The sequence below is a fragment of the Bremerella alba genome (assembly GCF_013618625.1).
Classification (GTDB): Bacteria; Planctomycetota; Planctomycetia; order Pirellulales; family Pirellulaceae; genus Bremerella; species Bremerella alba.
Map to the genome: position 1 here is coordinate 93,559 of NZ_JABRWO010000015.1, position 13,039 is coordinate 106,597.

At 53.1% G+C, this 13,039-nt stretch carries 12 protein-coding genes; 6 read left to right on the forward strand and 6 right to left on the reverse strand.

Features of this window, described 5'->3' with window-relative positions; translation table 11 throughout:
• The first annotated feature begins 15 nt into the window (after positions 1 to 15).
• On the forward strand, positions 16 to 525 hold the full coding sequence (locus HOV93_RS22770) for a class IV adenylate cyclase (RefSeq protein WP_207398854.1): 510 nt from the start codon (positions 16 to 18) through the stop codon (positions 523 to 525).
• Here the strand turns inward: HOV93_RS22770 and HOV93_RS22775 are convergent.
• The 6 genes from HOV93_RS22775 to HOV93_RS22800 all read right to left on the reverse strand — a co-directional run bounded on the left by HOV93_RS22775 (position 518) and on the right by HOV93_RS22800 (position 5,498).
• Positions 518 to 1,819 carry a PP2C family protein-serine/threonine phosphatase gene (locus tag HOV93_RS22775; protein WP_207398855.1) on the reverse strand — a complete coding sequence of 434 codons (1,302 nt, stop codon included), beginning with the start codon at positions 1,817 to 1,819 and terminating at the stop codon, positions 518 to 520. The genes HOV93_RS22770 and HOV93_RS22775 overlap by 8 nt on opposite strands.
• A complete protein-coding gene (locus HOV93_RS22780; protein ID WP_207398856.1) occupies positions 1,816 to 2,406 on the reverse strand; it encodes a SpoIIE family protein phosphatase in 591 nt (196 codons plus the stop codon). Before HOV93_RS22780 ends, HOV93_RS22775 begins: the two co-directional genes overlap by 4 nt.
• Positions 2,406 to 2,747, reverse strand: coding sequence for an ATP-binding protein (locus HOV93_RS22785; RefSeq protein ID WP_207398857.1), 342 nt, complete (start codon positions 2,745 to 2,747; stop codon positions 2,406 to 2,408). Before HOV93_RS22785 ends, HOV93_RS22780 begins: the two co-directional genes overlap by 1 nt.
• Positions 2,748 to 2,803: 56 nt before the next feature.
• Complete coding sequence (locus HOV93_RS22790) at positions 2,804 to 3,211, reverse strand: STAS domain-containing protein (RefSeq protein WP_207398858.1); 408 nt, start codon at positions 3,209 to 3,211, stop codon at positions 2,804 to 2,806.
• On the reverse strand, positions 3,208 to 4,119 hold the full coding sequence (locus tag HOV93_RS22795; protein WP_207398859.1) for a protoglobin domain-containing protein: 912 nt from the start codon (positions 4,117 to 4,119) through the stop codon (positions 3,208 to 3,210). The genes HOV93_RS22790 and HOV93_RS22795 overlap by 4 nt, the downstream gene beginning before the upstream one ends.
• Before the next feature lie 155 nt (positions 4,120 to 4,274).
• Complete coding sequence (locus HOV93_RS22800) at positions 4,275 to 5,498, reverse strand: DUF1444 family protein (RefSeq protein WP_207398860.1); 1,224 nt, start codon at positions 5,496 to 5,498, stop codon at positions 4,275 to 4,277.
• Between the two features lie 302 nt (positions 5,499 to 5,800).
• Between HOV93_RS22800 and HOV93_RS22805 the strand changes: the two genes are divergently transcribed.
• The 5 genes from HOV93_RS22805 (at position 5,801) to HOV93_RS22825 (ending at position 13,032) form a co-directional block, all read left to right on the forward strand.
• Positions 5,801 to 7,789 (forward strand): adenylate/guanylate cyclase domain-containing protein, encoded by a 1,989-nt coding sequence (locus tag HOV93_RS22805; protein ID WP_207398861.1) that lies wholly within the window; start codon positions 5,801 to 5,803, stop codon positions 7,787 to 7,789.
• A gap of 209 nt (positions 7,790 to 7,998) precedes the next feature.
• Positions 7,999 to 8,889, forward strand: a complete 891-nt coding sequence (locus HOV93_RS22810; RefSeq protein ID WP_207398862.1) for a LysR family transcriptional regulator — start codon at positions 7,999 to 8,001, stop codon at positions 8,887 to 8,889.
• Between the two features lie 126 nt (positions 8,890 to 9,015).
• On the forward strand, positions 9,016 to 11,301 hold the full coding sequence (locus tag HOV93_RS22815; RefSeq protein WP_207398863.1) for a hypothetical protein: 2,286 nt from the start codon (positions 9,016 to 9,018) through the stop codon (positions 11,299 to 11,301).
• A 104-nt stretch (positions 11,302 to 11,405) separates the two neighbouring features.
• A complete protein-coding gene (locus HOV93_RS22820; RefSeq protein WP_207398864.1) occupies positions 11,406 to 12,314 on the forward strand; it encodes a hypothetical protein in 909 nt (302 codons plus the stop codon).
• Positions 12,315 to 12,432: 118 nt separating this feature from the next.
• Positions 12,433 to 13,032, forward strand: coding sequence for an anthranilate synthase component II (locus HOV93_RS22825; RefSeq protein WP_207398865.1), 600 nt, complete (start codon positions 12,433 to 12,435; stop codon positions 13,030 to 13,032).
• Positions 13,033 to 13,039 lie beyond the last annotated feature (7 nt).

Consider the following 13,039-nt stretch of genomic DNA (forward strand, 5'->3'; position numbering starts at 1 on the left):
GAGCGAGAACCTCTTGTGGCTCGGAATATTGAAATCAAGGCCCGACTTTCTCAGCGATCGGAAATCGAAGACCGTATCGTACCAATCGCGGACTCGGGTCCGGTCGTTCTTGAACAGATCGATCAATTCTTTCGCGTACCTGAGGGGCGTTTGAAGCTGCGTCAGATTAATGGCGAACATGCCGAATTGATTTTTTATCGCCGCTCTGACTCGGCAGGCCCCAAGACTTCTGACTACAATCGCGTTCCGATTTCTCAGCCCGAGCAACTCGCGCAATTGCTGACTTCGGCACTGGAATCACTGGGTAACGTCAAGAAGACGCGAACGCTCTACCTGATCGGACAAACGCGTATTCACTTGGACGAGGTCGAAGACTTAGGCAGCTACCTGGAACTGGAAGTCGTGCTTGATCCCTCCCAAGCTGAGCCGGAAGGGGAAGCGATTGCTCACCATCTGATGCAGAAATTGGGGATCCAAAGCGAGGACCTGGTCGAGGGTGCCTACCTCGATCATCTCTTTAAATAGACGCCCCGGCCCCCTGCACAACATTGCCAGGCTCATCAGGCAGATTGAAACGAATTTCGAGGATCGAAAAGTCGTCTCCTAGTTGCTCGCAGCCGCATAGTTCACGGACGTATCGGTAAAGGTCGTCCATCTTGGTATCCCCTTTGGGCACCGACATGTTCATGAAGTCGACGAACTCATCAAACGTCCATTCACCTCCATCCTCTTTATGAATCTCGAATACGCCGTCACTGTAGAGAAACAAACTTGAAGGCGATTCAATGACGATCGAATCGGTCTCGAAGTGAGGCCAATCAATCATGCCCATCAAAGGCCCTCCTGATGCAAGCCGGATCGGTTCGCGCGAATCGTTGACGTACAGCAGCGCGTCGGGATGGCCTCCACCACCCCATGTCAATGTACGCGACGGCCGATGGAAAACACCGTACCACATGGTGTAAAGTTTATTGCCGTGCAGATCCATGGTGAACGACTGATTGAGCTGTTTGAGGACTTCGCTAGGATTACGGAAGTCAGCCCCAGGCAAGGACGCCCCTCGAACCACGTTAATGATGCTGACGGCCAAGAGCGCCGAGTCTATTCCATGCCCGGTGACATCGAGTAGATAGATCGCCATGTGATCGGGGTCGAGCCAATGGTATCCCATGGCGTCTCCACCAAGCTCTTCGGAGGGAACGTAACGCCAATCAATTGAAATCTGCCCCGTGATCGGTTCAGGGATTAGCCGTGCTACGTACTCTGCGCCTGCATCCAAATCACGTTGCATACGATGGTTAGTTAGTTCCAGTTCTTTGGTACGTTCTCGAACCAGTTCCTCGAGATGGGCATTATATCTTTCCAGTTGCTGGTTCTTTTCACGCAGTTCCTCGACCAATGCGGCACGTGACTTGAGGCTGATGCGGTCACGCTGAAAATCAAGAAACTCCGGAGTCAGTGAACCCGGCATGTTACGAATCGTTTTCCGAAGTGTGATCTCCTTGACGGCCTCGCCATTGGAGAGCTGTCGCACATCATCAAAAACCTCCCGCAGCGCTGGCGTAATCTGAACCGCTTCCGAGGTAAGAAACCTTAGGCCAAGGATGAGTTGCCCTTGTGCATCTTCAAGATCAACAAACATCGAACCTGGTTCCGAGTTTTGGAGCAGCTGTCGAACCAGGTCTGAAAGTGTGGTTGCAATGCGGGTCGACATGGCCGAGCCAAAGCCAAATGCCGTAGTCAGGCTGAACACTTTCGTGCGGACTTCCACGACCGCAGATTGATCGAAAATTCGGATGTCACCCAGGTGTGTCCTCATGCGTACCTCACAGCGATGCAGGAAGCATCGTCATGGTCTCGGCCGAACTGTTCGACCACGCGACGGGTGACCTGATCTAGCGGATCGAAAAAAAGTTGGAATGGTTCTTCCATCTCAAAATGACTCGAAACCCCATCGCTGTAGAGCAGCAGGATGTCATGCTGGTCGAGAGTCATTCGTTCTACCGAGGGCGTTCGCAATGTGTGGCCGACCACTCCTTCCCTCGTAAGCAGATGATGCGGGTGCTCTCCCATCGTGCGACATGTCGCATTCCCAATTCCCACGTAACGCACGTCTCCTGAAAGTGTTTCGATCGTGCAGAGACTGATGACCGCACCACGACCTTGCTTTTGATGTTCGTGCAGCGCTTTCATCAAGGTGAGAATGTCAAACTTATCTTTCCAACCCAGAATGACTTCTTCCAGGTCCAATGCTGTGGAATAAGCCTGCGGTCCATGCCCCAGAACATCCACGAGTGCGAGAAATAAATAGTCGTTGTGCGGCTGAACAATCGCCAGATCGCCACCAACGAAATGCCCGACAGCCGTTCGGACGAAGCTACCGGATTCCAATTTACGAGGTGTCACTACTTCCATTTCCTCACCGTAATCCTGGTTCCCTTGCCGACTTCGGATTCTAGTTCGAATTCGTCCATGAGACGCTTCACACCGGGAAGTCCCAATCCCAGTGTTCCGCCGGTGCTGTGATGATCGCTCATAGCCGATTCAACACATTCAATCCCGGGACCATGGTCCCAGGCGACTACCTCGACTCCCTGTTTCGGCCCATGGGTGACATAGCGAAGAATCACTTCGCCATGATGGGCGTATTTGATGATGTTACGAGCCAATTCCGAAACGGCCGTTGCGACCAACGCAACCTGGTTTGCCTGAAGCCCTGCCGATTCGGCCATCTTGCGAGATGCCATGATCGATCGAACTAAGTTTGCTTCTGTACTGATCCATATCCGCATCTCCGGCAGGTTCATCGCGTTGACTCGTGGCGGCCTCCGTTATTGTCCCCGTTTGGTTGTAATTGCTGAAAAGCCCGATCGAGCGTCAGGGCCGTTTCAATTTGGCGAAGGTCAAGATCAAAGTCCATCAAAGAGCAAGCGATCTCGGCCTTCATCCCGACGAGCATCGAACGTGCACCCATTAAACGAGACATCCGCATGATCTCGCGGATCGCCTCGAATTCGACACGGTCCATGATGTCGACACCTGAAACATCGAGCAACACGGCCCGCGTTTGTGTCAGGCGTATCTCTTCCAACAAGTCTCTTTTAAAGCGGAATAAGACCTCGTCGTTCAGGTCGATTTGAATCGACGCCACCAGGCAACCACTAGTCAGTTGCATGGGAACGCGCGGCACTTCCGCGGAATCGTGAATCATGGAGAGGTTCCATCTTCATGTAAAACCAAATTCAAGTCATTGAACGCATCCCGCAAGGCGTCCTTTAGCGTCGCGGTGGTGCGTATGTCTCCTACGTTGATGCCAAGTTCCACAATTGTCTGGGCAATTGCCGGCGAAACGCCTGAAATTGTGCAGGTACACCCCATCAGTCGAGTCGCCTTGGTGATTTTGATTAAGTGGTTTGCCACGGCCGTATCAACCACCGCGACGCCGCTAATATCGAGAATTAGACAGCGTGAATGCGTATCAGCAATCTTGTGCAGCACGGCTGTCATGATGTCTTGTGCACGCTTGGAATCGATAATCCCAACGATCGGCAACATCAATATGTCGTTCCATACCTCCGTCACCGGGGTCGACATCTGCATTAAAGAATCATGCTGTTCGGAAATGATGCAATTGGTCTGTCGCATAAAGGTGTCGACCACAATTGCCGTATCTAGCATGATCAGTTTAGTGATTGCCTTGAGCGAACGCGCGTAGCGTTCCGGTGCCAAACTGTGATCGTACAGGACGTCCGTCCAGATCCGCAGCGAACGGTACATCGAAGAAACATAGGTTGGCAACGGCAGGCCAATTCGGGCGTGATTCGCTCCGACCGACTTCCGCTTCTGAACGTACACCTCGCTAATGTCTGCGGAAAAAAAATCTTCCCAGTAGCGTTTCTGCTGAGATTGCACTCGATGCAGTGTCGCATTATCTGAGAAGTAGAGGTCGAACTCAGGCTGAGTCCGTAGCCACTCGTAAAACTGTTCGATGAAGGTGTCCAAATGCGGAGAAACAATTTGACCGTATTGGACTATTAATTCGAGATCCTCTTCCGTGACATGATAGAGTTCTCGAAGTTCGCTTGCCGACAAATTTCCGAGATCACAATGCGCAGTCATGGGTTTGTCTATTGGGTAGATGGCTTTTTGTGTAGTGAGTCCAGATGCGTTACAGTCAACGAAGCCTCGCGTTTAGCAGCAGGTCTATCGTAGTTCGGCTTTAGCGCATAGTCGAGCATTCTGGCCAATATCTTGCTTCTCATAAACTCCTTAATCTATAGGCGAAAACGAGGAATTGAACCGATTTGCCGTAGCGATTTCTCGCTAGGAAAACCAAGTACCCGAAAACGTGGCGGGTACGTTTTCAGATCCTCCATCTGAGATCCCAGTGCCTCTTGAACCACTTCCCATGTTCCACTTGCCAATGGTTTCATGTGAGAACTATCCATAAACACAACGACGTCACTCTTAGGCAGAAGAGCGTGTAAGCACTCCGGCCACACACAGTAGGAATGAAGTTGACGTGTCTTCAAATCGCGGTGCAGATAGTAATTCGCTACAAAACCTTCTTGTCCTGTTTGAGCGAACCCAACTTCAATGGCTTCGTGTTGCTCACGATATTCGGCTGCTTGCCCCTGCATATGCAAGTCAAAAAATACGCTACGGTGGGGATGATCCCGAGGGGGCAGCCATGTCTCCCAGCCCTCGGTTGTCAAACGACACGGAGTGAGACTGATCGGCCGCGGGTCGTGGACATATTGATAAACCAGTTCGTGCATCAACTTTAGACCGGTTTCATCATCTTCTCCCGTAACAATCAAACAATCACGAGTCGGCACCATCGCCACCGGTAGGCCTCGTATTTTCAGCTGACGAATTCGGTCTGTTAGCAAAAGCCGCGAAGCGTCGTAGTGATCTTGGTTACGGAAGAGATAGACCCGGTCGTCGAGCGTGGTCACGCCGGCTGCAATCTCTTCCAGGTTTTCCAGGGCAACTTCCATTAACTCATAAATCGAGCATCCCCATTGATTCATGCGTGCCGCGTCAACGGTTCGCATCGCTTCTGGCAGATCGAAGATCGGCAAGGCGAGTAAGTGTTCACCCACCATCGTCGAGGTAGCTTCCGATGAATGTTCGCCGCGAAGCCGTCGTTCCAGATTGCCAATTTCCAAGTAAGCTCGGCTACGAACGATCGGCAAAATGTCGGGGCGAGCGTCCTCGAACTCTTCTGGAATCGACTTGTGATGCGAAAGAATGGCTCGGGTAACTTGGCCTAAATATGCTTCCTGTTCTTTCTCAGGAAGGCGATCGTATTCACCAAAGATGTTGCCCAGATTGGCAACCCCTGCCAGTTCCCCTTGGTCATAGAAACTAAATTGGTACGCTTGTTTTTCGTAGCGGATCTCTCGGCTCTCACCGGCTTGCTTGACGCTATGCATCAGGCGCTCGGCGAATTGATCGCGTTTGGACGTACCAAATAGGTATCGAAGTAAATCCATGGCACATGCTGCTTTAACGTGGCGAGTTCGGTGCGATGGAAAGCTCAACGCTATTCTATCGTGTTAAGCAGTCTTCACCAACGAAAAACGCTATCGGGGGGCTTGTTCGGATTGAGGTTTTCCGCAGTCCCGTAACGTCATAGCCGGTTGGAAATCTGGGTATCTTTCAGTTATTCTTAAGAAAATCCGTCAATATATTCGTCGATAATTGGAAAGATTGAGGCTTTGGAACAGACCGGGGCCGAAGAATAATTAATGGCGGATCCATTGATTGACACTTTGAAGATTTTCGTCTGCCAGCAATGCACAACCCTCACTCCAGTCCACACGACCCGCAAGGCTCTCCCGGAGTCTCGCTAAGCATTTTCGTTGACGGTCAACAACAACCGATCTTCGACGATCGGTTGGGGAGAGAGGTTCTAGAGCTTAATCTACAGCAGCGGATCATTCTTGGTCGGCAGGATGTTGCCAAAGGGGACCCAAGCCCGTTCCGGACAATCACGTTCACCGACCATCGAAAGCTGATTATTACCTCGTTTCAGCAAAGGGAAGTTTCGCGTCGCTCACTCGATATTTCTCCCGATGCGGCCGGCAACTATCTCCGCGTGGGGAATATCGGCAATCACGAAGTGCCCATGTCCCCTTCATCAGAAGGTCGCATCGCCCATCAACAGGTCCGCACATTTGTAACCAGTGAACTTATCCAGAGTCCAATTCGCCTGCTGGTAGGAGACAACCTGGCGATTCAACTAAGTGGTTTCGGAGCGCCGGCCGAACATCATTTTCCAGAGCACAGCCCCACGAACATCTCGCAAAGCGTGGCTGATGTGGCGTTAATGATGCGACAAAACCGGATGGCCGACGGCTACGCAACCCCCAGCGGTCCGTCTAGTGCCGACGTCGAACGTATCTTGGGTGCGGTGAGTGCCGTCCTTGAGAAAGCAGCCAGTTCTCCTGACTTTTTCTCTTCGGCGGCAGAGAACGTCTGCAAACTCGGCAACTTCGATTCGTGCTCGTACCTGGGTCTCGATCAACTTGCCAACCAATGGCAGTGTGAAGCGTCCTGGCCTTCGACCGACTCTGGCGAGATGGATGGCCCCAGCTTCGACGGTGAGGCCTTAGAGTACATTTGGTCCAATCGCGAGACCTGGTCGACTCCCATCATCGATGGTGGAGAACGCCCTCATCAGCGAGTCGTGGTGACCCCGGTTGTATCCCATGAAAGTGTGGTCGGTGCTCTCTACGCATCGAAACGTTCCGGCCAACTGGGAGACGACACCATGGCCGATTGCGAGGTTAAGTTCGTCGAAGTCATTCGCGATTGCCTCACCGTCGGGCTCGAGCGTCTCAAAAAAGAACAAGAGGCGGCTAAACAACAAGTTTGTCTTGCTCAGTTTTTTCCTCCCGGCATTGCCGATCGGATTCTCTACGACGAGACGCTCCTGGAAACTCGCGAAGAGAATATCACCGTTCTCTTCTGCGATATTCGCGGGTTCAGCACGATCAGTTCCTCTTTGGGCTCGGTGCGAACCCTTCAATGGTTGCGGGAAGTACTGGGAGAACTCTCCGAAAGCGTGATCCGTCACGATGGCGTGCTCTTAGAGTATGTCGGCGACGAGTTGGTCGCTATGTGGGGCGCACCAGACCATCAGCCCGATCACCCTAATCTCGCATGTCAGGCAGCGATCGACATGATCGGTAAGCTCGATCAGTTGAACCAGCTGTGGTCCGATCGTATTCCTGACGAGCTACTGCCGTTTGGACTGACCATTGGGATCAACACGGGTGACTGCGTGGTGGGAAAGAAGGGCACCGATTTCAAATACATGTGGGGACCGCTCGGCCCTACCGTGAACATCGCGAGCCGAATTCAAGGAGCCACGAAACAGTTCTGTCCCAAGCAAGAACGCGACGACGCTGGTACACTCTTTTATCCGCCTGAGATTTTGATCACCGAATCAACCCGATTGGGCGTAACGACCAATATGCCAACGCGATTCCTCGGAACCATCAAAGTCGTCAACATTCCAGAAACCGTTCGCGTCCATGAGCTGTCTGCGAGAGCTTCCGGTAGTTGGAACCAATTGCGACAAAACTATGAAACTGCCTATCGCCAATTTGAAGAACGAAATTTTCTAGAAGCCCTAAACACGCTCGACGGGATATCCAAAGTCGAAGAATGTCAGGCCGATGGGCCCACCAAGTGTCTCCGTGATCGAGCCTTGATGCTACTGCAGAATCCCAAGTTGATCGACAAAGAACATCCTGTCTGGATGCTCGATCAGAAATAACCATTTCCTCTGTGGCTCAGAAACTTATTTCTGTGGCAGCCCAAGGAAATACTTCTATTCCATGAAAAGAACGCGTCGATCAACACATGGTCACCATTCCCACACATCGACAGTGCCGACCGACGCGTCCTTGGGGGTAGCTTTCAGAATAGCGTGCATCCAGGTATAACGGAAATTCGTTGTTCCTATTTTGGTCATAAGTGCTACCTATGGAAATTCAACAGCTGCGATACTTCGTTGCGGTCGCGGAACTCGAGAACTTTACGCGTGCCGCCGAGCAGTGTCATGTCACTCAGCCGTCGCTCAGCCAGCAGATTGCCAAGCTGGAACGCGAACTGGGGACGAGGTTATTGGATCGGCTAGGCAGAACGGTTGTTTTAACCGACTCAGGAAAAGAACTGCTGCCGCGCGCTCGTCGGATTCTCAAGGAAGTCGACTCTGCCGAAGGGTGGTTCAAGAAGTCGGAAGGGCCAGAGGCGATTAGTCTCAGAGTTGGGGCCTTGCCAACGATCGCCCCCTTTCAGCTACCACAGATCATCCAGCACTTTCGTCAAGAGATGCCGCATGTCACGTTAACGCTGGTCGAGGACTATACCGACCATCTTCTCGATCGACTGCTCAAGGGCACACTAGACGTGGCCCTCTTGGCCCTACCGATCGACGACACGCGAATACAAGTCGAGCCCTTGTTTCGCGAAGCGCTGATGGTTGCTTTACCTCCTTCCCATCCGCTGGCTGACAAGCCGTCCCTCTCTTTCAACCAGGTACGCCAGGAACCCTTTGTCCTTCTGCACGAGGTTCATTGCCTGGGCGAACAGGTCCTCGGTTTCTGCCGCCAACAAGAGTTCCAGCCCCACGTCGTTTGCGAGAGTGCGCAAATCTCAACGATCCAGGAGCTGATTCGTCTGGGCGTGGGGATCTCGTTGCTGCCAGAAATGGCGATCGATCCTGCCGACGACTCTTGCGTCTACCTTCCGATTCGGAAGATCCAACCATTCCGAACCATCGCCGCGGCCTGGAATCGACATCGCACGGTCACGCGACCTCAGAATCTCTTGCTCGAAATTCTCCGTCGCGAGGATCCCGTCGCAACGAAATGAGCAATGTATGCGTGCTAGCGTAAATTGATCTTGGATAGACTCAGCGCATCGCTATACTCTCGCCCGCCTGGAACTGTCTCTGATGGGTAAGAAAGCACGGAGCAGATTGGCCCGGCTGAGGAAATTATGCGCATTTCAACTATTCAAAATCCGATCTATTCAGGGGTATTGATCCTCGCGTTTTGCGGTTGGGCTATGGCCGAACCGATTCGCTTGACCCTGGACGAGTCCGACCAGCCGGTCGTCGAATCCAAGGTGGCCCCGGTACAACATACCGAGCCTGTACGCCCGATTGTCTCGCGCCCCTTCTCGCTTTCGCTTACCGCAGATGGGGAACCGCCAGAGACAACGGCCGTTCGTCAGGCTTCTGCTGAAGAACCACCGACCCCCAATCAAGATACCAGCGTGTCGGTCCGTGCACCGGAAGGCGCTAAGGTGGCCCATCCAGCGGCCAATGGACCTCTTCGGATCTACGGAATCCACGCAGAGAAGATCGACAATCCGGCAGCCCTCCAAGGCACTTCGAAATTCACCGAATCGGCCAGCCCGCTCAAGCCGGCTGCTAAAGTCCAGGTCGAAGCGTCGCCGACGCTGGCCGAGGAACCTCTGTCTCGATTCTCTCAAACACCTCCGCCGTCAAAGCCTGTCGAGGCATCCAGCCCCGAGGCCATTACAACACAGCCAATAGAGCCATCGACGAAGACTACGATCGAGCTAGAAGCCGAAGCGTTTTCTGTCTGGAAGATCTTCCCCGGCAAGACACCCCTTTCACAAATCGAAAAACATTGGGGCGAACCGACGCAGACGCGACGTATCGATCAGGACAAGCGCGTTCGACTCTACGAGCTGCAAGGCGAATTCGCCAAAGTCGAAATCGCGGTGGAAAAGGATCAGATTGTCTCCGTGTTTCTGATACCGACCACCCCCCTTTCCCTTGAGGTAGTCGAGCAGAAGTTTGAACTTTCGAGAATCGATCCTGCCGCAGTCCGAGATTCGTCGGGACGTCACCTGGGAAGGATCTATCCCGAGCGAGGCATCCTCATTCCTCAAGCCGCCGAAGGTGGTCCTTGGGAGATCGATCGCATCATCGTTCAGTCACCTTCCGCCGAATCGTTCATGATCCGAGCTAGCAATCGCTCTCCGCACGATTTCAGAGATCGTCTTAACGACTATCAATTGGCAATCGCCCAAGAACCGTATTCCGCGGAAGCCTGGTACCAAACGTCGCTGATCCTGCATCGTATGGGACGTGACAAGGAAGCGTTTAAAGCAGCAAGAAAAGCGACCTCCGGCGTTGGCTCTTCAGCCGAGCATCGCCTGCATCGAACCCTTTTAACCGTCGTTCAGGGAAACCTGGCCAGCGGAGTTCACAGCACCCAGCAGATCGCTGAAGACGTGACGGTGGCCAGTCACGTGCGGGCCAAAGCTCACTGTCAGTGGGGCGACCTCTTGCAGATGGCAGGTCCACGAAAGAACCGCGAAGCCGTACAGCACCACGTCAAAGCTATCGAGATCGCCGCGCCGCTGGTGAACGATACCAATCAGCAAGTACGCCGTGCCGCCAAGCTAGTCCTCGTCCAGGCACACCTGGCACTGGCAATCGATATCGCTACCGGCGACTGGGAAAAGAAAGAACAGACAATCAATCAGTGGCTTCTGCGATCTAAGGTTTATATCGATGACTTGGCTACCAACGAAGAAGCCACCGGCGAACTTCACATGGTCTGGCTGACCAAGTCATTAATGGCTCATAGCTTTTACGATGCTCCCTTCGATCCCGGCGACTCGGTCGATCAAATCCTGGGGCAATATCGCGAATTGCTCGGTCAGACGGACGACCCCTTCTTTCACCGAGCACTTGAATGGGAAACGGGCCAAGCATTGTCGCAGGCTGTCTTTATTGAACATTCACGCGGCAAGCATGACTCGGCTTTGAAGCTGGCCGATCAGGCACGTACGTTTCTGCGGGGTGGCTTAACTGGCCGAGAAGTCGGTATCGCCGATCATCTGTTGTTAGGTAATCTCTATTTCCGAGCAGGGGCCATTTGTGCTGTCCAAAAGCAAGACCACGCTGCGGCAGTTAATTGGTACGAACTTGCCGTGAAACACCTTTCCGATCAAACTCTGCAAAGTGTCATGCTCGATCGTCGCGGCGAATCACTTGTGAGTATGGGAGTATCTTTCTGGACCGTCGGAAATCGCGAGCAAGGACTTGCGTTGACCGAACAAGGGAAATCTCTGATCGAATCGGCTGCCGCTCAGAACTCCGGCTTGCAGAAGAAACTAATCGTTCCGCTAGACAATCTGGCCGAGATGTATCGTGAGCTGGGAAATACACAGAAGAGTGCCCAATACACGGCATCAGCACAGAAAATCCGCCAATTGCAGGCCGGCAATCCAATCTCCCGATAGCCTGCGGTTCACTTCCCGCAGCCAATCGCATTCTCTATGATGGAAATGGTGAACTCGTTCGCCTGATTTTTCTTCCTCGTAGGTAGCCGCATTTTGAGCCGCGTATGGTCTTTGAACACATCGAGAAGCTCAAGCGAGAATACACGGACAAGTACGTATCCATCGCCCATATGGTGCCGGAACTAAAGCGTTTCGAGGGGCGAACAGGCATCGTCCGTACTGTCAACATGAGCGGTCGGGCTCTGGTGGAATTCCTCGGTACGACCGACATTTCGTGGTATGACATCGACATCGATTACCTCAAAATCGTGGATCGCTCACCGGAACCGACTCCCGATCAAAAACCGGACAAAAAGGTGATCGCGAACGATGCGACGCCTGAAAAACCATCGGCCAGGACTTCTACCAAGTCCGCTTCTAGTGCTAGTACGGCCGACATCTTAGCCATGGCTCGCGGCAAGAAGCCTGCCGAGACGCAGCCTAAGAAACAGAGCACCGCAGACATTCTAGCTGCCGCACGAGGCAAAAAGCCCCCGGCAGAGAAGAAGACTGAGACGAAAAAGCCCAGCACGTCTGACATCTTAGCGATGGCTCGCGGCAAAGGTGCCAAGCCGGAAGAAAAGCAGGAGGAGAAGCCTCTTTCCACAGCCGAGAAGCTGGCGATGCTTCGCGGGGAAAAGAAAGCCGAGTCGGCAAACGAACCTTCAGAGAAGAAAAAACCGAGTACCGCTGATATTCTGGCCATGGCCCGAGGAAAGAAAGCGGCTGACGGAAAAAAAGAAGAACCTTCTCCGCCAGAGGAAAAGGTGCTCTCGACGGCCGAGAAATTGGCTCTGCTGCGCGGCGAGAAGCAAAGCAAGCCGGCCCAATCAGAGTCATCCACCGCTGAACAGGCCCCTAATAAGCCAAGTACGGCGGACATTCTAGCCATGGCTCGGGCTCAGAAGAAGAAAGAGACTGACAAGCCAAGTAGCTCCGATTCCGCAACCGGCAGCGATTCGCCTGAATCGTGAGGCAGCCGCGTCAGCGGAAGTGTGAACACTTTCGTGTCCGATATTGTCCCTCACGGCGGATTAGGGAAAAATGACGTTACCCCTTTCCAAGCACGCATAGCCCCCGCTGAAAACACGCATGATTCTGTTGATCGACAACTACGATTCGTTCACCTACAACCTCGTACAGCGGCTTGGGGAGATCGATCCAACCTTGGATCTTCAGGTCTACCGAAACGACCAAATCGACTGCCAGACGATCGAGAAACTTGCTCCGACCCACCTGATCGTTTCTCCGGGGCCGTGTACTCCCAACGAAGCGGGCATATCGGTCGAGGCGGTCAAGTACTTTGCTGACAAGCTGCCGATCCTTGGGGTTTGCCTGGGGCACCAATCGATGGGACAAGCGTTTGGCGCCACGATCGTGCGAGCCGAACGACTCATGCACGGTAAAACAGACGAGATCCACCACGATGGAAAAGGGCTGTTTGAAGGGATGCCCAATCCTTTCATTGCCACGCGTTACCATAGCCTCGTAATCCAACCGGATACCCTGCCGGAAGGTTTTGAAGTCGCCGCTTGGAGCGTGATGCCCAATGGTGAACAGGAAATCATGTCGATCCGCCACAAGACGCTTCCCTTACTGGGTCTGCAATTCCATCCTGAGAGCTTTCTCAGCGAGACCGGTACGGACATGCTGAAGCGTTTTCTGGAGATTGAACCAGTCACGAGTCCCTAAAAGGAGT